This is a genomic window from Curtobacterium sp. MCBA15_012 (assembly GCF_001864935.2).
Taxonomy (GTDB): Bacteria; Actinomycetota; Actinomycetes; order Actinomycetales; family Microbacteriaceae; genus Curtobacterium.
Map to the genome: position 1 here is coordinate 1273942 of NZ_CP126267.1, position 21899 is coordinate 1295840.

Consider the following 21899-nt stretch of genomic DNA (forward strand, 5'->3'; position numbering starts at 1 on the left):
GGTCCGCGACCGCGATCGCCTGCGGCGACGCGGCTAGATGGAGCGGAGGACCGCGACGACCTTGCCGAGCACGGTCGCGGCGTCGCCGAGGATCGGCTCGAACGCCGAGTTCCGCGGGAGCAACCACGTGTGCCCGTCGCGCTGGCGGAAGACCTTGACGGTCGCTTCCTCGTCGAGCATCGCGGCGACGATGTCCCCGTTGTCCGCGGTCTGCTGCGAGCGGACGACCACCCAGTCGCCGTCGCAGATCGCGGCGTCGATCATGGACTCGCCGACGACCTTGAGCATGAACAGGTCACCGGTCCCGACGAGCTGCCGGGGGAGCGGCACGAGTTCGTCGACGTGCTGCTCGGCGGTGATCGGCACACCGGCGGCGATGCGGCCGACGAGCGGCACGAGGGTCGTCGCGTCGACGTCCGGGGTGTCGACGTCGGGCGTGGGCTCGTCGACCAGGACCTCGAGCGCACGGGGGCGGTTCGGGTCGCGGCGGATCCAGCCGCCGAGCTCGAGCTGGCCGAGCTGGTGGGAGACGCTCGAGAGCGAGGACAGGCCGGCCGCGTCGCCGATCTCGCGCATGCTCGGCGGGTAGCCCCGGTTCGCCACCGACGCACGAATCGCGTCGAGGATCGCCTGCTGCTTCGCCGTCAGCGGCTTCTGGCTCCGCAGTTCGTCCGCCACGTCGTCTCGCCCTTCGTCGGTGCCGGAGCCGGTCGGCGGGAATGTCGGTGGTCCCCGCTTGACTCGTCCCAGTCGATCGAAACAGTATCCGACCGCTCCAGGCCGGACAAACACCTGTTCGAGCGTGTCGGCAGAAAATCCCGCAGAAATCTCTCCCTGGGACTTGTGCGGGCGCCGGTTCGAAACTATGTTCGGTACACGACTTCGGTCCACCCGAACGGGAAGGCAAGAACGACATGAGCACCATCGCCATCGCTGACCACCAGCGCTCCGCGACGACCGCCGTCCGTACGCGCCTGCGTCTCACGCGCCGCGGACGCATCGTCTTCACGACCCTCGCCGCGATCCCCCTGTTCGCCGCAGTGGCCGTGGCCGTCCTCAACGGTGGACAGGCCTCCGCCGGTGACGCCTCGCGCGCCGGGTCGACGGTCCACTTCGCGACCGTCACCGTGCAGCCGGGGGAGACCCTGTGGCAGCTCGCCGAGGAGACAGCGCCGCAGGCAGACCCCCGCGACTTCGTGCAGGACGTCGTCAGCCTGAACGCGCTCGACGGGTCGTCGCTGCAGGCGGGCGAGCAGATCGCCATCCCGGCGAAGTACACCCACGGCGACTGAGTCGGAGCGTCGGCCCGCGGGCCGCTCGACCGGCTGGCATGACGGGCAGCGCGGGCCGCTCGGCCGGCTGGCATGACGGGCAGCGCAGGTCGCTCGACGGCAGTGTGACCGTTCGCCCGTCAGTCACCGTCCGGACGGCCTGGGGCATGCAGCCCCCGTCGGCCTACGATGGATCGGTGGCAACCTCGCTCGACGACCTCCCCATCCGCGACGACCTCCGCGGGCAGAGCCCGTACGGCGCTCCTCAGAAGCACGTGCGTGTGCAGCTCAACGTCAACGAGAACACGCATCCCGTGCCGCAGGACGTCGCCGACGACATCGTCGCCTCCATCCGGCAGGCGCTGACCACGGTCAACCGGTACCCCGACCGCGAGTTCACGGAGCTCCGCGAGTCCCTGGCCGCGTACCTCGGCCACGGACTCACCGCGGAGCAGCTGTGGGCAGCGAACGGCTCGAACGAGGTCCTGCAGCAGCTCCTGCAGGCGTTCGGGGGCCCGGGTCGCTCGGTGCTCGGCTTCCCGCCCACCTACTCGATGCACTCGATCCTCGCGGCCGGCACCGGGACGACCTGGATCCCGGCAGAGCGTGACGACGAGTTCCGGATCTCGCCGGAGACCGTCGTCGCGGCGATCCGGGAGCACCAGCCCGACATCGTGTTCCTCTGCGGGCCGAACAACCCGACCGGGACCCCGCTGTCGATCGACACGATCCGTGCCGCCTACGACGCGACCGACGGCATCGTGATGGTCGACGAGGCGTACGCCGAGTTCATGCCCGTCGACGCCCCGAGCGCCGTGACCCTCCTGCCGGGACGCGAGCGCCTCGTGGTCTCCCGGACGATGAGCAAGGCGTTCGCCTTCGCGGGCGCCCGCGTCGGGTACATGGCCGCCGACCCCGCCGTGGTCGACGCGGTCCGGCTCGTCCGCCTGCCGTACCACCTGTCCGCCCTGACGCAGGCTGCCGCCGTCGCCGCGCTCCGCCACGCCCCGGAGATGCTCGCGATGGTCGACGACATCAAGGAGCAGCGCGACCGCATGGTGACCGAACTGGCCGCGATGGGCTACCGAACCTACGAGACGTGGTCGAACTTCGTGTTGTTCGGTGGCGTCGCCGATCCGAATGCGGCGTTCGAGGCCCTGCTCGAGCAGGACGTCATCGTCCGGGACCTCGGGATCCCGAACCACCTGCGGGTGAGCGCCGGTACCGAGGAGGAGACCACCGCGTTCCTCGAGGCCATGCGCCGCGTCGCCGTCGACCAGCCCCCGGTTAGGGTTGCAGCATGACCGCCCGTACCGCCGCCATCAGCCGGAGCACGAGCGAGTCGAGCATCGAGCTGTCGCTCGACCTGGACGGCACCGGCTCGTCCGACGTCTCGACGAGCGTGCCCTTCTTCGACCACATGCTCACGGCGTTCAGCAAGCACTCGCTGATCGACCTCCGCGTCCGGTCGACGGGTGACACCGACATCGACGTGCACCACACGGTCGAGGACACCGGCATCGTGCTGGGGCAGGCGATCAAGCAGGCCCTCGGCGACCGGTCCGGCATCGGCCGGTACGGTGACGCCCTCGTGCCGCTCGACGAGGCGCTCGCGCAGGCGGTCGTCGACGTGTCCGGCCGCCCGTACCTCGTGCACACCGGAGAGCCCGAGGGCTTCGCGTTCCACCGGATCGGCGGGCACTTCACCGGCTCGATGGTCCGCCACGTCTTCGAGGCGATCACGGTCAACGCGGGCATCACCGTGCACGTCCGGGTGCTCGGCGGTCGCGACCCGCACCACATCGCCGAGGCCGAGTTCAAGGCGTTCGCCCGGGCGATGCGTCGCGCGGTCGAGCTCGACCCCCGCGTCGACGGCATCCCGTCCACCAAGGGAGCACTGTGACCGAGCTGCTGACCGGCGCGAAGCCGGACGTCGTCGTCCTCGACTACGGGTCCGGCAACGTCCACTCGGCCGCCAAGGCGCTCGAGCGCGCCGGGGCGAACGTCACCCTCACGGCCGACAAGCAGGCCGCGCTGCGCGCGGACGGTCTCCTGGTCCCCGGCGTCGGCGCGTTCGCCGCGGTCGTCGACCAGCTCGAGGGGGTGCGGGGCGGCGAGATCGTCGACCACCGCCTGGCCGGCGGACGCCCGGTGCTCGGCATCTGCGTCGGCATGCAGGTGATGTTCGCGCGCGGGATCGAGCGCGGGGTCGACGTCGAGGGCCTCGGGCAGTGGCCGGGCACGGTCGAGCAGATCGAGGCCGACGTCCTGCCGCACATGGGGTGGAACACGGTCGAGGCCCCGGCCGACTCGGTGCTCTTCGACGGCCTGCACGACGAGCGGTTCTACTTCGTGCACTCCTACGGCGTCACCGACTTCCCGCTCGATGCCTACGGTCCCTTCCGTGCGCCGGGCCTGACCTGGGCCGAGCACGGGCAGCGGTTCGTCGCGGCGGTCGAGAACGGCCCCCTCACGGCGACGCAGTTCCACCCCGAGAAGTCGGGCGAGCCGGGCATCCGGCTCCTCCGGAACTGGGTGCAGTCGCTCTGATGCCCCGGCTCGGCGCCGCGTCGGCTCGGCTCGCTACGAGATGGCGCCTGCGCCGCGGACGCTCCCGGCGCGTGACCGCCGACCAGCCCCGCAGCGCCCGCGCGACCACGCGCAGCGGACGGTGACCAACCGCCCACGCGACCGCCGCGACGAGCGCGACCCGCGCCTCCAGACCGACACCAGCCCGACCGCCGCGACCAGCACGACCGCCACGACCAGCCCGACCGCCGCGACCAGCCCGACCAGCACGACCACCGCGACCACAGCCACCGACCCCCACCGCACCGGAGCCGACAGGACCATGACCGACCTCACCGCGACCCCGCCCCTCGTCCTGCTCCCCGCCGTCGACGTCGTCGACGGCCAGGCCGTCCGCCTCACGCAGGGCGAGGCCGGCAGCGAGACGTCGTACGGCGACCCGGTCGCCGCCGCCCGCACCTGGCGCGACCAGGGCGCGGAGTGGATCCACCTCGTCGACCTCGACGCGGCGTTCGGCCGTGGCGACAACCGCCGCCTGATCGCGAAGGCGGTCCGCGAGGTCGAGGGCGTGTCGGTCGAGCTCTCCGGCGGGATCCGCGACGACGCCTCGCTCGAGGCGGCCCTCGCGACCGGGGCGGCCCGGGTGAACCTCGGCACCGCGGCGCTCGAGGACCCGGCGTGGGCGGCCCGGGTGATCGGTGAGTACGGCGACCAGATCGCGGTCGGCCTCGACGTCCGCGGCACGACGCTCGCGAGCCGCGGCTGGACCGAGGACGCCGGTGACCTGTGGGAGGTGCTCGACCGCCTCGAGGCCGCCGGCTGCTCGCGCTACGTCGTGACCGACGTCACGAAGGACGGCACGCTCCAGGGCCCGAACGTCGACCTGCTGCGCGAGGTCTGCGACCGCACCGACCAGCCCGTCGTGGCCTCGGGTGGCATCTCGACGCTCGACGACCTCCGGGCGCTGCGCGAGCTCGTGCCGCACGGCCTCGAGGGCGCCATCATCGGCAAGGCGCTCTACTCGGGCGCGTTCACCCTGCCGGCCGCCCTCGACGTCGCCGGGGAGTAACGCCGTGGCGGGTATCTCGAACGGCCGCGGCACCGGTCCCGACGCCGGCGCGGACGCATCGGGGACCGCCGCCGGCGCGGACGCACCGGGGGCCGCCGCACCGGACGACGCGCACACGCCCGGTGGTGCCGGCGACTCGGCCGGGAACCCGTGGGCCGGTCGGACGTTCGACCACCACGACGAGGCCTACGCCGACGACGACGGCCTGGCCGACCCCGCCGTGGTCGCCGCGGTCCTCGCGTTGCAGCAGGGCGCGTCGCAGCGGGGCGTGGTGGACGCGCTCCGCTCGGCCCGGCTGCTCATCCCGCTCGTCGCGCAGGCCGGCGACGTCGGGCACACGCCCGACGGTCGGCTCGTCGACAAGACCCAGGAGCTGTCGATCGTCACGGTCGCCGGTCCCGACGGCCGCAGCGTCATGCCGGCGTTCACCTCGGCCGAGGCGATGCGGTCCTGGGACCCCGCCGCCCGTCCGGTGCCCGCGGACTCGCGGCGCGTGGCGATGGCCGCGGCGAGCGAGGAGACGCAGCTCGTCGTGCTCGACCCGACCGCGCCGACCGAGTTCGTGCTCCGCCGGCCGGCCGTGTGGGCGATCGGGCAGGACCTGCCGTGGACGCCCTGCTTCGAGGACCCGGAGGTCGCGCAGGCGTTCGCGGACTCGATCGTCGGCGAGGACGCCGTCGCCCGTGTCGAGCTGTCGCCGGGGGACCCGCTCGGCCGGTTCGCGGGTGCCGAACTGACGGTCGGGCTCGCGCTGCGGCCGGGGCTCGACCAGACGGCGGTGCAGCAGCTCGTCGGCCGGCTGCAGGAGCGTTGGACGGCGGACGCCGTCATCGCCGACCGGGTGGACAGCATGCGGGTGGCCCTCCGCCCTGCCTGACGGCCGGCGCGGGTCGCCTCCGGTGGACGGCTCGCTTGACCGTCGGCGCGGGTCGCCTCCGGTGGACGGCTCGCCTGACCGCCGGCCGGGAGGCGCGGGTCGTCCCCGGCGGACCGGCTCTGGTCGGCAGGTGGTGCCGTCCGGTGCGCGTGCGGACGCCCCGGCGGTGCGCCCGGCGCGGTGCCGGGTCGCCGGTACCATGACGGGGTGAGCACGAACCCGACGACCAGGCCCGGAACCGGCGATCCCGCGGTCGGCCCCACCGGCCGTCCCCGCCGCGAGTTCCCGGTGCCCGAGGAACTCGACGGCCACGGCCCGGCTCGCATCATCGCGCTGTGCAACCAGAAGGGCGGCGTCGGCAAGACCACGACGTCGATCAACCTCGGTGCGGCGCTCGCGGAGTACGGCCGCCGCGTCCTCGCCGTGGACTTCGACCCGCAGGGCGCGCTCTCCGCGGGGCTCGGGGTCCGGACCCACGACATCCCGACGGTCTACGACCTGCTGATGGGTTCCGTGAAGGACCCGAACCAGATCATCCAGCCGACGAACACGCCGGGGCTCGACGTCATCCCGGCGAACATCGACCTGTCCGCGGCCGAGGTGCACCTGGTCAACGAGGTCGCCCGCGAGCAGATCCTGGCGAGCGTCCTCCGCAAGGTCTCGAACGACTACGACCTGATCCTCGTCGACTGCCAGCCCTCGCTCGGGCTCCTCACCGTGAACGCCCTGACCGCGGCGCACGGTGTGCTCATCCCGCTCGAGTGCGAGTTCTTCGCGCTGCGCGGTGTGGCGCTGCTCATCGAGACGATCGACAAGGTGCGCGACCGGCTCAACCCGGCGCTCCGGCTCGACGGCATCCTCGCCACCATGTACGACTCGCGCACACTGCACTCGCGCGAGGTCATGGAGCGCGTCGTCGAGACCTTCGACGACCGCGTGCTCGACACGGTCATCAACCGCACCGTGAAGTTCCCGGACGCCACGGTGTCGGCGCGCCCGATCACCCAGACCGCGCCGGACCACGCCGCCGCGCACGCGTACCGGCAGTTGGCGCGGGAGCTCGTCCAGCGTGGCGCCGTCGCCTGACGCCGCCTCCGCTCGGTCGGCCGACGCGCCGGCCGGCACCACGACGGCGCCCGGGTTCCGGGTGCGGCTGCGCAACTTCGACGGCCCGTTCGACCTGCTGCTGTCGCTCATCACGAAGCACGAGCTCGACATCACCGAGGTGTCGCTCGGCGCCGTGACGGGGGAGTTCATCGCCTACGTGCGCCAGGCGGAGTCGGCGGACGAGCTCGACGAGGCCAGCGAGTTCCTCGTCGTGGCCGCGACCCTGCTCGACCTGAAGATCGCCGGCCTCCTGCCGCAGGGCGAACTCGTCGACGCCGAGGACGTCGCCCTGTTGGAGGCCCGCGACCTGCTGTTCGCACGACTGCTGCAGTACCGGGCGTTCAAGCAGGCGGCCGAGTGGTTCGGCGAGCGGTGGCTGACCGAGTCCCGCCGACACGTCCGCCGGGTGCGCCTGGAGGAACGGTTCCGCGCCCGGACGCCCGAGCTCGTGTGGACCCTGTCGGTGCAGGACTTCGCCGCGATCGCGACGCTCGCCTTCGCGCCGCGCGAGCTGCCGACCGTCGGGCTCGACCACCTGCACGCACCGCTCGTCAGCATCCGCGAGCAGGCCGCCATCGTCGTGTCGATCCTGCGGACGCGCGCCGACGAGGACGTCCCGTTCCGCGAACTGGTCGCGGGCGTCTCGGAGACGGGTATCGTGGTGGCTCGCTTCCTGGCGATCCTGGAGCTGTACCGGAACGCGTCGATCTCGTTCGAGCAGTTCGAACCGCTGGGGGAGCTGACACTCCGGTGGACCGCCGAGGACTGGTCCGACGAGAGCCTCGCCGACCTGGGAGCCGACTATGACGGATGACGCCGTGCCGCACGACGCGGCTGCCGTCGCGCGCCACGGCGGCGCCGGTGCCGAACCCGGGGGAGCGGACGAGGTCGCCGACGCCGCCGCGCTCGAGCACGAGCTGCGCGCGGGGGCCGATGCCGCACCCGAGCCGGACCCCGACGAGGGCCGTCGTGCGCCCGTCGACGTCCCCGTCGACCGGCAACTCGAGGCGATCCTGATGATCGCCGACGAGCCGCAGTCGCCCGTCGCCCTCGCGGCCGCGGTCGGCGCACCGGTCCCGGTCGTGCGCCAGGCCCTCGAACGGCTCGTCGCCGACTTCGACGGCGTCGACGGCACCGTCCGACGTGGCTTCGAGCTGCGCGAGGTCGGCGGTGGCTGGCGCTTCTACGTGCGCGAGGAGCTCGACGCCGTCGTGGAGCAGTTCGTCGAGGCGGAGCGCCCGGCGCGGCTGTCCCAGGCGGCGCTCGAGACCCTGGCCGTCGTGGCCTACAAGCAACCGATCACCCGGTCACAGATCGCCTCGATCCGGGCCGTGAACGTGGACGGCGTGGTCCGCACGCTCGTCGCGCGCGGCCTCATCGAGGAGTCGTTCACCGACGCCGAGACCGGCGCGATCAACTACATCACGTCCGGGCTGCTGCTCCAGCAGCTCGGAATCAACTCGCTCGACGAGCTGCCGCTGATCTCTCCACTCCTGGAGGACGGAACGGGCGGCTTCGGGCAGGACGAAGGGATCCCCGATGGCCGCGTTTGAGGACGGACGACGAGGTGGGCCGCGCGGCGGCTCCGCAGGACGGTCGGGAGGCGCGCCCCGCGACCGCGACGGCGGCTCCGGTCGGTCGGGTGGCCGGCCCGGTGAGGACCGTGGCGGGTACCGCGGACGCGACGAGCGGTCCGGTGGCGACCGTGGTGGGTACCAGGGTCGCGACGACCGGTCCGGCGGTGGCTACCGCGGTCGTGACGAGCGTCCCGCCGGTGGTGGCTACCGGGGTCGTGACGAGCGTCCCGCCGGTGGCGGGAACCGCGGTCGTGACGAGCGTCCCGCCGGTGGCGGGTACCGGGGTCGTGACGAGCGTCCCGTTGGTGGCGGGTACCGGGGTCGTGACGAGCGTCCCGCTGGTGGTGGGTACCGCGGTCGTGACGAGCGTCCGACCGGTGGTGACCGTGGTGGGTACCAGGGTCGGGACGACCGCTCCGGTGGCGGCTACCGCGGGCGCGACGAGCGTCCCGCCGGAGGTGGGTACCAGGGTCGGGACGACCGCTCCGGCGGTGGGTACCGCGGACGTGACGAGCGTCCGGCCGGTGGTGGCTACCGGGGTCGTGACGACCGTTCCGGTGGCGACCGTGGTGGGTACCAGGGTCGTGACGACCGCTCCGGCGGTGGGTACCGCGGACGTGACGAGCGTCCGGCCGGTGGTGGCTACCGGGGTCGTGACGAGCGTCCGGCCGGTGGAGACCGTGGTGGGTACCAGGGCCGGGACGACCGTTCCGGCGGTGGGTACCGCGGCCGTGACGAGCGTCCGGCGGGTGGTGGCTACCGGGGTCGGGACGAGCGTCCGTCCGGTGGCGACCGTGGTGGGTACCAGGGTCGGGACGACCGTTCCGGTGGCGGCACCCGCGGTCGTGACGACCGGTCCGGCGGCGGCGACCGCGGTCGCTTCGTCGGCCGTGAGGACGACCGACGCGGTGGTGACCGTGGTGGCTTCGTGCGCCGCGAGGACGACCGTGGCGGGTACCGGGGTCGTGACGACCGTTCCGGTGGCGGTGACCGTGGTGGGTACCGGGGTCGGGACGATCGTTCCGGCGGCGGTGACCGTGGTGGGTACCGCGGCCGTGACGAGCGTTCCGGTGGCGGTGACCGTGATGGGTACCGCGGCCGTGACGACCGCGGCGGCGACCGTCGCCCCACGGGCGGCCGCGACGACCGCCGTGACGACCGCCGGGACCCGGCCCGCGAGGACCGTCGCACGCCCGACGGGCGCCCCAGCACGGTCTGGCACAACGGCCGCCGGTACGTCGGCGGCACCACGACGGCGCGCAACGGTGACCGCCAGGGCGCCTCGGCGCAGCGCGACACCGCCCGCCGCACGACGCCGCGCCCGGAGGGCGCCCGCGACGAGCACGGACTGCCGGTCGAGGGCACGCCCGAGCGGCCGCTGATCCCGGACTGGGACGCGTCCGAGGCGACGTCGACCGCCGGGGGCGAGGCGAGCCTCCAGGCCGACGGTGAGCGCCTGCAGAAGGTGATCGCCGCTGCGGGCGTGGCGTCCCGACGCGTCGCGGAGAACCTGATCGTCGAGGGCCGCGTGACGGTCAACGGCGAGGTCGTGGACGCGCTCGGCCGCCGGGTCGACCCGGCAACCGACGAGATCGCCGTCGACGGTCTGCCGGTGCAGATCGACTCCTCGCGACGGTACGTGCTCCTCAACAAGCCGACCGGCATGGTGTCGAGCCTGCAGGACGAGCGCGGCCGACGCGACCTGTCCGAGTACGTCGACCGCTACGAGGAGCGCCTGTTCAACGTGGGTCGCCTCGATGCCGAGACGTCGGGCCTCCTGCTGCTGACGAACGACGGCGACCTGGCACACGTGCTCGCCCACCCGTCGTTCGGCGTCGCCAAGACCTACATCGCGAAGGTGCACGGCAACGTGAACCCTGCCGTCGTGCAGCGGCTGCTCGAGGGCGTCGACCTCGAGGACGGGCCGATCGCGGCGGACAAGGTGCGGCTCATCGAGTCGTCCCGCGGCGAGTCCTTGGTCGAGGTCACGCTGCACTCGGGCCGCAACCGGATCGTCCGGCGCATGTTCGAGGCGGTCGACCACCCGGTCATCGAGCTCGTCCGGCGGTCGTTCGGTCCGCTCCAGCTCGGGTCGCTGCCGATCGGCAAGACGCGCGAGCTCTCCAAGGTCGAGCTCGGGGGACTGCTCCGCATGGCCCGCGAGGCGAAGGGGACGGCGCAGGACGACGCAGACGAGGAGTCGACGGACTGACGCTCGGTAGGCTGGCGGGGTGACCGACACCCCCGCCGTGCCCGCCGACGTCGACCGACGCCTCCGCGGACCGGTCCGGATCGTCGGCGCCGGCCTGCTCGGGGCGTCGATCGGCCTGGCGCTCCGCGAGAAGGGCGTGGACGTCGTCCTCGACGACGTCTCGCCCGCAGCCCTCGCGCTCGCCGTCGACTACGGCGCCGGCCGACGCCCCGCCGACGGCGACGACCCCGAACTCGTGGTCGTCGCCGTGCCCCCGGACGTCGTGGCGACGGTCGTCGAACGGGAACTCGCGGCCTGGCCCCGCGCGATCGTCACCGACGTCGCCAGCGTCAAGACGGGACCGCTCGAGCGGCTGCTCGCCGCCGGAGCCGACGTCGGCCGGTACATCGGCTCGCACCCGATGGCCGGACGCGAGCGGAGCGGTCCGACCGCCGCCCGCGCCGACCTGTTCGTCGGACGCCCCTGGGTGATCGCCGGGCACGACGCGATCTCCTACCAGCGTGCGGCGGTCGTCGAGGACCTCGCGCTCGACGTCGGTGCGACGGTCGTGCCGATGGACCCCGAGGCGCACGACCTCGCGGTGGCGTACGTGTCCCACGCCCCGCAGCTCGTCTCGACGCTCATGGCGGCGCGGCTGCAGGCGGCACCGGACGGGTCGCTCGACCTGGCCGGCGGCGGGGTCCGCGACGTCACCCGGATCGCCGCGAGCGACCCCGGCCTGTGGGTGCAGATCATCGGCGCGAACGCGGGGCACATCCGCCCCGTGCTCACCGACCTGCGCGACGACCTCGACCGGGTGATCGCGGCGCTCGGCGACCCGGACGCCGCGGGCGCGCCCCGAGCGATCGCCGAGACGATCGCCGCCGGCAACCGCGGGGTCGAGCGGCTGCCCGGCAAGCACGGCACCACGAAGCGCTTCGCCCGGGTGGTCGTCCTCGTCGACGACACCCCGGGCCAGATCGCCGCGCTCCTCGCGTTCATCGGGGAGATCGGCATCAACCTCGAGGACATGCGCCTCGAGCACTCACCGGGCGCACCGATCGGCATCGTCGAGGTGTCGGTCGTGCCCGAGCAGGAACAGCGACTCGTCGAGGAACTCGAGGGTCGCGGATGGAGGATCGCAGCAGCATGGGCCTGAACAACGAGACGACCCCGACCGCGCACGACTCCGGCGTCACCGGCGGTCCGGACGGGCCCGACACCGGGCTGCCGACGCCGGGGAACTCCACCGGGCCGCTCGGCGGCGGCGACGTCGCCGGTGGGCTGGACGGGCAGGGCGGCGGCGAGCCCGGCTCGACGAGCGCCCCGGTCCCGTCCGGGTTGCCCGCGGGTGCCTTCGTCGCGAAGACCGTCATCGCCGTCGACGGCCCGGCCGGCAGCGGCAAGTCGAGCGTCTCCCGTGCGGCCGCACGCGTGCTCGGCTTCGGCTACCAGGACACCGGGGCCGCGTACCGCGCCCTCGCCTGGCACGCGCTGCAGCAGCGCGTCGACCTGGACGACCCGGCGGCCGTCCTCGCGAGCTGGGACACCTTCGACTACGCGATCGGCACCGACCCCGACGACTACTTCGTCCGCGTGGGCGACACCGACGTGACCGACGCGATCCGCACGCCCGAGGTCACCGCAGCCGTCGCCCACATCGCGAAGCTCCCGGAGGTCCGTGAGCGGCTCGTCCAGCTCTTCCGCCAGGTCATGCGGAAGGCCGACGCGCAGGGCATCATCACCGAGGGACGCGACATCACGACCGTCGTCGCACCCGACGCCGAGGTCCGGATCCTGCTGACCGCCGACGAGTCGGTTAGGATGGCCCGACGCTCGGCTGAGGTCACGACCCAGTCGGCCGCCGAGACCTCCGCCGCACTCGCCCGACGCGACGCGGCGGACGCGAAGGTCGTCGACTTCATGAACGCCGCGGACGGTGTCACGACGCTCGACTCCACCGACCTCGACTTCGACCAGACCGTCCAGGCGGTCGTCGACCTGGCCCGAGCGGCCACGCACTGACGTGAGACCGGGCGCCGTCCGGTCACCACGACCGGGCAGCCGGTCACCAGGACCGGGCAGTCCGGTCACCAGGACCGGGCAGCCGGTCACCAGGACCGGTTCCCCGGCCACCACGGCCGGGGGACCGGCCCGGCCGGGAACGGCCACCGACACCGCGGCCCGACCGCACACGAGGAAACGACATGGCCCAACAGGACAGCCCCGACAACGACGACTTCCCGGAGTACGACGACGCCCTGGGTGAGCGGCTCGCCGGTCTCGACGAGGCCGAGGCCGACCAGCGGGCGAACGCGCTCCGCGCCGGCCTGGACGAGTACGAGCTCGACGACGAGGACGTCGCGCTCCTCGACGCCGGCACCATCGGCGAGGACGGCCTGCACTACCTGCCGGCCTACCCGGTGCTCGCGATCGTCGGACGGCCGAACGTCGGCAAGTCCGCGCTCGTCAACCGCATCATCGGTCGCCGCGAGGCCGTCGTCCAGGACGTCCCCGGCGTCACCCGCGACCGCGTCTCGTACAAGGCCGAGTGGAACGACAAGCGATTCACCCTCGTCGACACCGGCGGGTGGGAGCCCGACGCCCGCGGCATCAACGCCTCGGTCGCCGCCCAGGCCGAGGTCGCGGTCGACCTCGCCGACGCCGTCCTGTTCGTCGTCGACGTCACGGTCGGCATCACCGCGACCGACGAGCACGTCGTGAAGATGCTGCGCGGCACCGACCGCCCGGTCATCGTCGCCGCCAACAAGGCCGATGACGACCGTCGCGACCTCGACGCGTTCGAGCTCTGGAACCTGGGTCTCGGCGAGCCGCACCCGGTCTCGGCGCTGCACGGCCGCGGCGTCGCGGACCTGATGGACCTCATCATCAAGACGCTCCCCGACACGTCGGCCGTCGCCAAGCAGGAGGTCGGCGGGCCCCGACGCGTCGCCATCCTGGGCCGCCCGAACGTCGGCAAGAGCTCGCTGCTCAACAAGGCGGCGGGCGAGGAGCGCGTGGTCGTCAACGACCTCGCCGGCACCACCCGCGACCCGGTCGACGAGCAGATCGAGCTCGGCGGCAAGATCTGGCGCTTCGTCGACACCGCGGGCATCCGCAAGCGCGTGCACCTGCAGCAGGGCGCCGACTTCTACGCGTCGCTCCGCACCACCGCGGCGCTCGAGAAGGCCGAGGTCGCGGTCGTCGTGCTCGACGTCACCGAACCCGTGTCGACGCAGGACCTCCGCATCATCGACCTGGTGCTCGAGTCCGGCCGGGCACTCGTCCTGGCCTACAACAAGTGGGACCTGCTCGACGACGACCGCCGCCGCTACCTGGAGCGCGAGATCGAGCAGGACCTGGCGCACGTCGCCTGGGCCCCGCGCGTGAACATCTCCGCACGCACCGGACGCCACCTCGAGAAGCTCGTCCCGGCCCTCGAGACCGCGCTCGAGTCGTGGGACACGCGCATCCCGACCGGCAAGGTCAACGCCTTCATCGCCGAGCTCGTGCAGGAGCACCCGCACCCGGTCCGCGGCGGCAAGCAGCCCCGCATCCTGTTCGGGACCCAGGCGTCGAGCCAGCCGCCGACGTTCGTCCTGTTCACGTCGGCGTTCCTCGACCCGCAGTACCGCCGCTTCATCACGCGCCGCCTGCGCGAGGTGTGGGGCTTCTCGGGTACCCCGATCAACGTGAACATGCGGGTGCGCGAGCGCCGGAAGCGCACCTGATCCGAGCGGATCCGGACGAGACACGGCGAGTCGCGGTCATCCCGTCACTCGCCGTCGTCGTCCGGGCGGCGGGCGGTGGACCGCGGTCGTCTGCGTGGTCTGCGAACGTCGGGTGCGCGGCGGACGGGAGGCGCGGTGTCGGACCGCCCCGCCGGATGCGGCACCATGGACTCGTGCGTCTCCCCGTCCTCGCCGACCGTCTGTGGTGTCGGCTGCACCTCGACCGCCTGGCCGGCGGTCGCCAGGCCGCGTACGTCATCCGCGAGGACATGCTCGCCCACCCCGACACCGTGCGGTCGTTCCGGTGGATCCGCTGGCTGCTCGTCGGTGAGACCGTCGTCGGGCTCGCCGCCATCGTGATCGCCGTGCTGCTCACCCGTGCGGGTGAGACCGTCGCATGGGCGGTGTGGTTCCGCGCGACCGTGGTGCTGCTCATCACCCTGACGCTCTACGTGTTCGCGTGGCGCGCGCAGTTGGGCTACTACTGGGCGTACCAGCGACTGCGGCTCTTCAGCCGGATCTTCCCGATCGTGACGCTCGTCGTCGCAGCGATCCCCGGGCTCTACCCGTTCTGGATGGTCATCGAGCAGATCGTCTTCTCGCTGCTCATGATCGGGATCGGCGACGTCCTGACGAGCGACCACATGCGATCGACGTTCCCGAAGCCGGACCGCGCGCGGGTGACGGGTCGGCACTAGTCGTCCCGGAGCACTCCCGCGACGACCAGGGGACAACGGGAGCCAGGTGGGTCCGAGGCGCGCGGAGCAGGGTCGACGCATGACGAACGACACGCTCCCCGGGGGCACGTACGACCTCGGCGACCTCGAGGTCACCCGCTTCGGCTACGGCGCCATGCAGCTCGCCGGCCCGCAGGTCTTCGGACCGCCCGAGGACCGCGACGAAGCCGTCCGGGTCCTCCGCACCGCCGTCGAGCTCGGCATCACGCACATCGACACCGCGGACTTCTACGGCCCGCACGTCACGAACGAGATCATCCGCGAGGCCCTGCACCCGTACCCGGGCGACCTCCACATCGTCACGAAGGTCGGCAGTCGGCGGAACGCGAAGGGACAGTGGCCGCCCGCGCGGAAGCCCGAGCAGCTGGTCGAGGACGTGCACGCCAACCTCGAACGTCTCGGCGTCGAGCAGCTCGACGTCGTCAACCTCCGCGTCGGCGGCTTCGACGCGCCCGAGCCCGGCAGCATCGCGCCGCAGTTCGAGGCGCTGGCCGAACTCCGGCAGCAGGGGCTCATCCGGCACCTCGGCCTGTCGACCGTCACCGGTGCGCAGCTCGTCGAGGCGCTCGCCATCGCCCCGGTCGTGTGCGTGCAGAACATGTACAACGTCGCGCAGCGAGCCGACGACGACCTGGTCGACCTGACCGCGGCCGAGGGGATCGCCTTCGTGCCCTACTTCCCGCTCGGCGGGTTCTCGCCCATCCAGTCGAGCGCGCTCGACGCCGTCGCGGAGCGCGTGGGGGAGTCGCGGCTGTCGGTCGCGCTCGCCTGGCTGCTGCAGCGCTCGCCGAACATCCTGCTCATCCCGGGCACGTCGTCGGTCGAGCACCTGCGCGCGAACGTCGCCGGTGCGGGCATCACCCTGCCGGCGGACGCGCTCGCCGAGCTGGACGCCATCGGCGCCGCCTGACGCGTCGGCCGCCGGCGCCGGTCGCCTGCGCCGGTGCGGAACGGCCTGGTGCCGACGTCCGCACAACCAGAAGCACGTCGCACCACGCGATTCCGTGGTGCGAGGTGCTCCCGGTTGTGCGGGAGCACTCCGCGCCGCGGGACGGTCATGACGGTGCGCGGGGGCGGTACGCACGGCCGTGCGGACGTCTGCACAAGCGAAAGCACGTCGCGCCACGCGATTCCGTGGTGCGACGTGCTCCCGGTTGTTCGGAAGTATTCCGCGCCGCTGAAGAGCGGGACGGCCGCCGGGCCGACGTGGGATCGAAGGACGGCGGGACGGCGGGAGCGGTCCGGCGGTCACGGGGCGGCGGTCGCCGGGCGGCGCATGCGGCCGTGCGGACGTCCGCACAAGCGAAAGCACGTCGCACCACGCGATTCCGTGGTGCGACGTGCTTTTCGTTGTTCGGGAGCATCCCGCGCCGGGGGACGGCGAGGACCGCGGGTGGCGCGCTGCCACGGGTGGGGTGCCGCAGGGGCGGCCGGGGTCAGGCCACCGTCGCGAGGGCGAACGGCAGCACGGCGTCCGCTCCCGCCCGCCGGAGCTCGCGGCCCGCGACCGTCACGGTCCAGCGGCTGTCGACCAGGTCGTCGACCAGGAGCACCGGGCCCTCGTGCGCCTGCAACGCCGATGCCAGTGCGGGGTCGACCACGAACGTGTCCCAGACGCCGGACAACCGGTAGGCGCTGTTCGTCGCACCGTCCCCGCGCGGCTCACCGCCGTTGCGCCCGAGCGTCCCGAGGAACTGCAACCGCCCGATCGAGGACAGTGCCTGCGCCAGGGACCCGACGAGCTCCGGCCGGGACCGCGAGCTCATCGCGACGACGCCGGTCGGGCGCACGGCCCACGGCCAGTCCTTGAGCGCCCGGATGCAGCCGTCGACGAGTTCGCGCGACACCGGGGCGTCGGGTGTCGACGGCGAGAACAGCGCACGCAGCGGGCCGCCCCAGCCGAGGTCGGTGAGCCTGGCGACGGCACGCCCGGGTTCGACGAGTTCACCGGCCGGGATGCGGCCCTTCACCGGGACGCCGAGGGACGCCATGCCCGACGGCCACTGCGCCCGCGGTGCGATCTCCACGCCCACGGTGTCGAGCGCCGCGGCCGCTCCCGAGGCGTCGGAGTCGGACACCGCCGTCGGGAACCAGACCCCGGCGCAGTTGTCGCACCGCCCGCACGGTTCCGCCGACGGGTCGTCGAGGTCCTGCTGCAGGAGCTGCATGCGGCACGCCGAAGTCGACTCGTAGTCGAGCATCGAGGCTGCCTCGGCCTCGCGCGCCGCGGCGACCCGCTGGTACCGGGCGGCGTCGTACTCCCACGGTTGCCCGGTCGCGACCCAGCCGCCGGCGACCCGTCGCACCGCGCCGTCGACGTCGAGCACCTTGAGCAGGAGTTCGAGCGTGGACCGCTTGATGTCGACGAGCCCTTCGAGCGCGACGGTCGACATCGCCGAGTCGGTCGACAGTGCGCCGAGGACGGCGGCAGCGCGGGACTCGGTCGGCATCGACGCGCTCGCGAAGTACTGCCAGATCTCACGGTCCTCGCGCCCGGGCAGCAGCAGGACGTCGGCGTTGTCGGTGGCGCGGCCGGCGCGACCGATCTGCTGGTAGTAGGCGACCGGCGACGACGGCGCCCCGACGTGCACCACGAAGCCGAGGTCGGGCTTGTCGAAGCCCATGCCGAGCGCGCTCGTGGCGACGAGGGCCTTCAGCTCGTTGCCCTTGAGCTGCTGTTCGAGCTGCTCGCGTTCCTCGGTGTCGGTGCGGCCCGTGTACGCCCGCACCGCGTACCCGTTGTCGCGCAGGAGGCGGGCGATGTCCTCGGCCGCCGAGACGGTGAGCGTGTAGATGATGCCGCTGCCCGGCAGGTCGCCGAGGTGCGCGAGCAGCCACCCGAGCCGCTGGCGGGCATCGGGCAGGGTCAGCACGCCCAGCCGCAGCGACGACCGCGCGAGGGACCCGCGGATCGTGAACACCGGGTCGTCGGGGCCGGCGGTGAGCTGCTCGGCGACGTCCTCGACCACGCGCTCGTTCGCGGTCGCGGTCGTCGCGAGGACGGGCACCCCGTGCGGCAGCGACCGGATGAGCTCGGCGAGCCGGCGGTAGTCGGGTCGGAAGTCGTGCCCCCAGTCGGAGATGCAGTGCGCCTCGTCGACCACGAGCATGCCCATCCGCGCGATCAGCGTCGGGAGTTGTTCGTCGCGGAACCGCGGGTTGTTGAGGCGTTCCGGGGAGACGAGCAGCACGTCGACCTCGTCACGGGCGAGCGCCGCCTGCGTGTCGGACCATTCGTGCGCGTTCGCGGAGTTGATCGACACCGCACGGACGCCCGCGCGTGCTGCGGCGGCCACCTGGTCGCGCATGAGCGCCAGGAGCGGCGAGACGAGGACGGTCGGGCCACCCCCGCGGCGCCGCAGCAGCAGCGTGGCGAGGAAGTACACGGCGGACTTGCCCCACCCGGTGCGCTGCACGACGAGGGCCCGCTGCCGGTGCTCGACGAGGGCCGAGATCGCCTCGAGCTGTCCGGGGTGGAACACCGCGTCGGCGCGGCCGGTGAGCGCCGCGAGCGCCTGCTGGGCCTCGGCGGCGATGTCTGCGGAGGGCGGGGCGGTCGGTTCCATGCCCCCATGCTGTCAGGACCCGCCGACGCGACGCGTGTCGCGCCTCCCGGCTGTGGACGGAACCGACCACCCACCGAGCTGTGGAGGACGCCGCTGCCGAACCAACAGCCGAAGCCGCGGCTGCACCCCTCAGAGGTGGAAGCCCGCCCGCTCCAGGTCCGCCCGGAACGTCGCCGCGAGCACCTGCTGCCCGGCGACCGTCGGGTGCTCGCTGTCCGCCTGCAGCCAGTCGGCGTGCCCGGCGAGCGGCTGCCCGACGTCGATGAAGGTGCCACCCACGCTCGTCACCGCCTGTTGCAGCGCCGAGCTCGTCTGGGCGACCTCGGCGGGCACGTCGCCGGGCTGGTCCCACAGGGTGCTGAGCCCGACGATCGTGGCGCCCGGCATCGCCTGGTGGATCTGCGCGACGGTCTGCTGCGTCGCCTGTGCGACCGTCGTCGGGTCGGAGTCGAAGTCGTTGTCGGAGGACTGCACGACGACGAGCTCGGGCTTCGCGGTGACGGCGCGCGGCACCAGTCCGGCGAAGTCGGTGCCGCAGTCGCCGACCGAGACGAAGCCAGCGCCGCTGCACGAGTCGTTCGCGACCTGCGCGCCGGTCTGCTGCCCGAGCACCGCCGGCCAGGCGTCCGCGGCGTCGTCGAGGCCGTACCCGGCCATGATCGAGTCGCCGATCACCACGACGTCGGAGTCGATCGTGAAGGGCGCGAGGGTCGGGGTCGGTGACGCCGTCGGGCTCGCCGAGGCGATGCGCTCCGCGGACGCGGCGGCGACGTGCCCCGAGGCGGCGTGCCAGCCGACCACGCCGAGCACGGACACCGCGACCGTGACGACCACGGCGGCGAGGAACGGACGGGTGAGGGGCACGTCATCGACTGTAGATGCGTGTGCGCGCCGGTGCCCGGCTCCTGTGACGACTGCTGGGAGCCTCTGACCTGCGTCATGGGGAGCGGGGGACACGCGGCGGTCCTGGGAACGCGACGGTGGCCGTCTCGTAGACAGGGAGCATGCAGGACGCCCCCGTTGCCTCGGACGCCCCGGTCGACCCTCCGGTCATCGGGCCGGTCGACGCGCCCGCCGTGCACTGCGTGACGCTCAACCTGCGCCGCCGCGTCCCGCGGCCGGCCGGGCACCCGGACGCATGGGAACGACGACGGGACGCGGTGGCCGCGCTCGTCACCTCCGAAGCGCCCACCGTCCTCGCCGTCCAGGAGGCGCTGCCCACCCAGGTCGCGGACCTCACGGCCCGCACGGGGTCGCGCTGGGAACCGGTCGTCGTCGGGCGCGGTGCCCGTGGTGGCGGCGAGGCGGTCGGGCTCCTGACCGACCGCGAGCGCGTCCGCGTCGTCGAACAGCGTACGTGGGCACTGTCCCGCACGCCCTCGCGGCCCGGGTCTCGTTCGTGGGCCACGGCCTTCCCGCGGCACGCCGTCGGCGCCGTGCTCGACGACCTGGCGACCGGGACCCGGTTCCTCGCCGTCGCCACCCACCTCGACGTCGTGTCACCGTGGGCGCGGCTGCGCGGCGCGCAGCTGCTCGGGCGGATCGTGCGGGACGGCGGCCTGCCCGCCGTCGTGATGGCCGACTGGAACTGCCCGGCCGGTTCCGCGCCCTGGCGGGCACTGGCGGAGGCGGGCGTCACGGACACCTGGAGCCGCGCCTCCCGGCCGGTCACCGAGCCCTACGGGACGTACCCGCACTACGGGAGTCCCCGCGTCGGCGGGCCGCGCATCGACGGTGTGCTGGCGACCGGCGACGCCGTCGTCGAGCGCGCCGCGGTCTCGACGCGGCGACCCGGCGGCGTCTGGCCGTCCGACCACGCCGCCGTGCACGCCGTCCTGCGGTGGACCCCGTGATCGCGACGCTCGGCACGACGTTCCTGCGCCCGAGGTTCCTGCCCGCCGACGTCGTGCGCGCGCTGACCCTGGTGAGCCTGCCGATCGCGACGATCGGGTGGGGGAGCACGTCGTTCGCGGTGATGTCGCTCGCGCTGTTCGGGGTCGTGCTGCCGCGGATGCTCGGCCTGCGACAGGCGTTCGACGTCGCGGTGTGCCTGCTCGTGCTGCTCGCCGGGTGGTCGAGCGCGCTCGAGTGGTACACCTCGGTGTTCCTGTGGGACAAGTTCGTGCACGTCGTGCTGACCGGGCTGCTCGCGGCCCTGCTCGCGGTCATCGCGGCCGACCTGCGGCTCGTCCCGCACGCGCCCGACGCCGGCCGGGTCCCGGTGGCGCTCCTGGTGTTCTCGGCCGGGCTCGCGATCGGGGCGGTGTGGGAGATGGGGGAGTGGCTCGGGCACAACTACGTCGACTCGCGGATCTACGTCGGGTACGACGACACGATCGGTGACCTGGCGGCGGACGGGCTCGGTGGGTTGCTCGTCGGGTTCGCGCTGCCGTGGTTGGCGGACCGGCGGGAGGTCGTGCGGCCTGCCGCTGGGTCTGGCGCGGGGCCTGCCGGGCCTGCCGGGCCTGCCGCGTCCGCCGGGCCTGCCGCGTCCGCCGGGTCTGCCGGGTCTGCCGGGCCTGCCGGGCCTGCCGGGTCTGCCGGGCCTGCCGGACGGCCTGGTGCGCGGCCCGTCACGCGGTCGGAGGGCTCGCGGCGGGGGTGAGCGGGGTGCCCGCGACGCGCCGTGGCGCGGAGGGGCTCCGGGGTCCGCTATGCTTGACGGGCTGCTCACGCTCCGGTCGGACGTGGGTGGTGGAGCCCCACTCGTGGGGTTCCGGGTCCGCTTGCGGACCTACGGGCTGTGGCGCAGCTTGGTAGCGCACTTGACTGGGGGTCAAGGGGTCGCAGGTTCAAATCCTGTCAGCCCGACCGGAAGGTGTCGTGAGACACCGCAACGACGAGAGGCCCGCAGCCGGATGGCTGCGGGCCTCTCGTCGTCCACGGGACTTGCGGGCTGCAGTGTGGTCGAGCGGTGCATGCCGCCGACGGGCGTCCGCGCCGGTTCGTCCGAGCGCGGTCAGCGTCGCGAGAAGCGGTGGTCCGGTTCCGGCTTGTCCGTCGTGCCCGTGGAGAACCCGAGCGAGAAGGTATTCGCGGTGAAGCCGTCGAAGTCCCGGTACGCGACGGCGAAGAGGTGCCCGTCGCTTCCCGGTGGGCGTGCCGGCACAGGCGACGAGCGCCACCGAGGCCAGGAGGATCGTGAGGACCGCCAGCGTCGTCTTGCGCCTCAGCACGTGGTCGTCTCCGTCCTGGCGCACTCGCGGTCCGCTCTCGTCGCAGCACGATAGCCGCCGTCGAGATC

General features: G+C 73.2%; 21 protein-coding genes and 1 tRNA gene. 18 read left to right on the forward strand and 4 right to left on the reverse strand.

Annotated features, from left to right (window positions below; translation table 11 throughout):
* Positions 1–33 precede the first annotated feature (33 nt).
* Positions 34–678, reverse strand: a complete 645-nt coding sequence (gene lexA, locus QOL15_RS05840; RefSeq protein WP_071245900.1) for a transcriptional repressor LexA — start codon at positions 676–678, stop codon at positions 34–36.
* Positions 679–914: 236 nt separating this feature from the next.
* On the opposite strand from lexA, the gene QOL15_RS05845 reads away from it, so the two are divergent.
* The 9 genes from QOL15_RS05845 (at position 915) to QOL15_RS05885 (ending at position 8406) form a co-directional block, all read left to right on the forward strand.
* Complete coding sequence (locus QOL15_RS05845) at positions 915–1292, forward strand: LysM peptidoglycan-binding domain-containing protein (RefSeq protein ID WP_065959850.1); 378 nt, start codon at positions 915–917, stop codon at positions 1290–1292.
* A gap of 146 nt (positions 1293–1438) precedes the next feature.
* On the forward strand, positions 1439–2575 hold the full coding sequence (locus QOL15_RS05850) for a histidinol-phosphate transaminase (protein WP_071245903.1): 1137 nt from the start codon (positions 1439–1441) through the stop codon (positions 2573–2575).
* The gene (hisB, locus tag QOL15_RS05855) at positions 2572–3174 is read left to right on the forward strand and encodes an imidazoleglycerol-phosphate dehydratase HisB (RefSeq protein WP_065959853.1); all 603 of its coding nucleotides are present in this window, start codon (positions 2572–2574) and stop codon (positions 3172–3174) included. Before QOL15_RS05850 ends, hisB begins: the two co-directional genes overlap by 4 nt.
* Positions 3171–3821: an imidazole glycerol phosphate synthase subunit HisH gene (gene hisH, locus QOL15_RS05860; protein ID WP_253181533.1), complete on the forward strand. Its 651-nt coding sequence runs from the start codon at positions 3171–3173 to the stop codon at positions 3819–3821. Before hisB ends, hisH begins: the two co-directional genes overlap by 4 nt.
* A 301-nt stretch (positions 3822–4122) precedes the next feature.
* Positions 4123–4869 carry a bifunctional 1-(5-phosphoribosyl)-5-((5-phosphoribosylamino)methylideneamino)imidazole-4-carboxamide isomerase/phosphoribosylanthranilate isomerase PriA gene (gene priA, locus QOL15_RS05865; protein ID WP_065959937.1) on the forward strand — a complete coding sequence of 249 codons (747 nt, stop codon included), beginning with the start codon at positions 4123–4125 and terminating at the stop codon, positions 4867–4869.
* Positions 4870–4873: 4 nt separating this feature from the next.
* On the forward strand, positions 4874–5746 hold the full coding sequence (locus tag QOL15_RS05870; RefSeq protein ID WP_071245905.1) for an SseB family protein: 873 nt from the start codon (positions 4874–4876) through the stop codon (positions 5744–5746).
* A 207-nt stretch (positions 5747–5953) separates the two neighbouring features.
* Entirely contained in the window at positions 5954–6832 is an 879-nt protein-coding gene (locus QOL15_RS05875; RefSeq protein ID WP_065959856.1) for a ParA family protein, read from the forward strand.
* Positions 6816–7667 (forward strand): ScpA family protein, encoded by an 852-nt coding sequence (locus QOL15_RS05880; RefSeq protein ID WP_065959858.1) that lies wholly within the window; start codon positions 6816–6818, stop codon positions 7665–7667. The genes QOL15_RS05875 and QOL15_RS05880 overlap by 17 nt, the downstream gene beginning before the upstream one ends.
* Positions 7657–8406, forward strand: coding sequence for an SMC-Scp complex subunit ScpB (locus QOL15_RS05885; RefSeq protein ID WP_083393859.1), 750 nt, complete (start codon positions 7657–7659; stop codon positions 8404–8406). Before QOL15_RS05880 ends, QOL15_RS05885 begins: the two co-directional genes overlap by 11 nt.
* Here QOL15_RS05885 and QOL15_RS05890 read toward each other — a convergent pair.
* Positions 8309–9652, reverse strand: coding sequence for a hypothetical protein (locus tag QOL15_RS05890; protein ID WP_305405908.1), 1344 nt, complete (start codon positions 9650–9652; stop codon positions 8309–8311). The two genes, QOL15_RS05885 and QOL15_RS05890, sit on opposite strands and share 98 nt — an antisense overlap.
* A 159-nt stretch (positions 9653–9811) precedes the next feature.
* On the opposite strand from QOL15_RS05890, the gene QOL15_RS05895 reads away from it, so the two are divergent.
* The 6 genes from QOL15_RS05895 to QOL15_RS05920 all read left to right on the forward strand — a co-directional run bounded on the left by QOL15_RS05895 (position 9812) and on the right by QOL15_RS05920 (position 15999).
* A complete protein-coding gene (locus tag QOL15_RS05895) occupies positions 9812–10642 on the forward strand; it encodes a pseudouridine synthase (RefSeq protein ID WP_083394138.1) in 831 nt (276 codons plus the stop codon).
* Between the two features lie 19 nt (positions 10643–10661).
* Positions 10662–11780, forward strand: coding sequence for a prephenate dehydrogenase (locus QOL15_RS05900; protein WP_254784159.1), 1119 nt, complete (start codon positions 10662–10664; stop codon positions 11778–11780).
* A 182-nt stretch (positions 11781–11962) separates the two neighbouring features.
* Positions 11963–12646 (forward strand): (d)CMP kinase, encoded by a 684-nt coding sequence (cmk, locus tag QOL15_RS05905; RefSeq protein WP_253181540.1) that lies wholly within the window; start codon positions 11963–11965, stop codon positions 12644–12646.
* Between the two features lie 182 nt (positions 12647–12828).
* Positions 12829–14352, forward strand: coding sequence for a ribosome biogenesis GTPase Der (der, locus tag QOL15_RS05910; RefSeq protein WP_071249400.1), 1524 nt, complete (start codon positions 12829–12831; stop codon positions 14350–14352).
* 173 nt (positions 14353–14525) lie between these two features.
* Positions 14526–15050, forward strand: coding sequence for a hypothetical protein (locus QOL15_RS05915; protein ID WP_254784160.1), 525 nt, complete (start codon positions 14526–14528; stop codon positions 15048–15050).
* A 79-nt stretch (positions 15051–15129) separates the two neighbouring features.
* Positions 15130–15999, forward strand: a complete 870-nt coding sequence (locus QOL15_RS05920) for an oxidoreductase (protein ID WP_071249404.1) — start codon at positions 15130–15132, stop codon at positions 15997–15999.
* A 526-nt stretch (positions 16000–16525) separates the two neighbouring features.
* On the opposite strand, the gene QOL15_RS05925 is transcribed toward QOL15_RS05920, so the two are convergent.
* The gene (locus tag QOL15_RS05925; protein ID WP_065959864.1) at positions 16526–18655 is read right to left on the reverse strand and encodes an ATP-dependent DNA helicase RecQ; all 2130 of its coding nucleotides are present in this window, start codon (positions 18653–18655) and stop codon (positions 16526–16528) included.
* Positions 18656–18784: 129 nt separating this feature from the next.
* A complete protein-coding gene (locus QOL15_RS05930) occupies positions 18785–19519 on the reverse strand; it encodes an SGNH/GDSL hydrolase family protein (protein WP_071249406.1) in 735 nt (244 codons plus the stop codon).
* Between the two features lie 140 nt (positions 19520–19659).
* Here QOL15_RS05930 and QOL15_RS05935 point away from each other — a divergent pair, with 140 nt between their 5' ends.
* From QOL15_RS05935 to QOL15_RS05945, 3 genes are all read left to right on the forward strand, one after another.
* Entirely contained in the window at positions 19660–20508 is an 849-nt protein-coding gene (locus QOL15_RS05935; protein ID WP_071249407.1) for an endonuclease/exonuclease/phosphatase family protein, read from the forward strand.
* The gene (locus QOL15_RS05940; RefSeq protein ID WP_139197597.1) at positions 20505–21260 is read left to right on the forward strand and encodes a hypothetical protein; all 756 of its coding nucleotides are present in this window, start codon (positions 20505–20507) and stop codon (positions 21258–21260) included. Before QOL15_RS05935 ends, QOL15_RS05940 begins: the two co-directional genes overlap by 4 nt.
* Positions 21261–21392: 132 nt before the next feature.
* Positions 21393–21466 (forward strand) — tRNA-Pro (locus QOL15_RS05945).
* The last annotated feature ends 433 nt before the right edge of the window (positions 21467–21899 follow it).

Coding starts and splice junctions, on each gene's coding strand:
- QOL15_RS05845 (WP_065959850.1), top strand. CDS start 915: ATGAGCACCATCGCCATCGCTGACCACCAGCGCTCCGCGACGACCGCC.
- QOL15_RS05850 (WP_071245903.1), top strand. CDS start 1,439: ATGCAGCCCCCGTCGGCCTACGATGGATCGGTGGCAACCTCGCTCGAC.
- hisB (WP_065959853.1), top strand. CDS start 2,572: ATGACCGCCCGTACCGCCGCCATCAGCCGGAGCACGAGCGAGTCGAGC.
- priA (WP_065959937.1), top strand. CDS start 4,123: ATGACCGACCTCACCGCGACCCCGCCCCTCGTCCTGCTCCCCGCCGTC.
- QOL15_RS05885 (WP_083393859.1), top strand. CDS start 7,657: ATGACGGATGACGCCGTGCCGCACGACGCGGCTGCCGTCGCGCGCCAC.
- der (WP_071249400.1), top strand. CDS start 12,829: ATGGCCCAACAGGACAGCCCCGACAACGACGACTTCCCGGAGTACGAC.
- QOL15_RS05920 (WP_071249404.1), top strand. CDS start 15,130: ATGACGAACGACACGCTCCCCGGGGGCACGTACGACCTCGGCGACCTC.
- QOL15_RS05925 (WP_065959864.1), bottom strand. CDS start 18,655: ATGGAACCGACCGCCCCGCCCTCCGCAGACATCGCCGCCGAGGCCCAG.
- QOL15_RS05935 (WP_071249407.1), top strand. CDS start 19,660: ATGCAGGACGCCCCCGTTGCCTCGGACGCCCCGGTCGACCCTCCGGTC.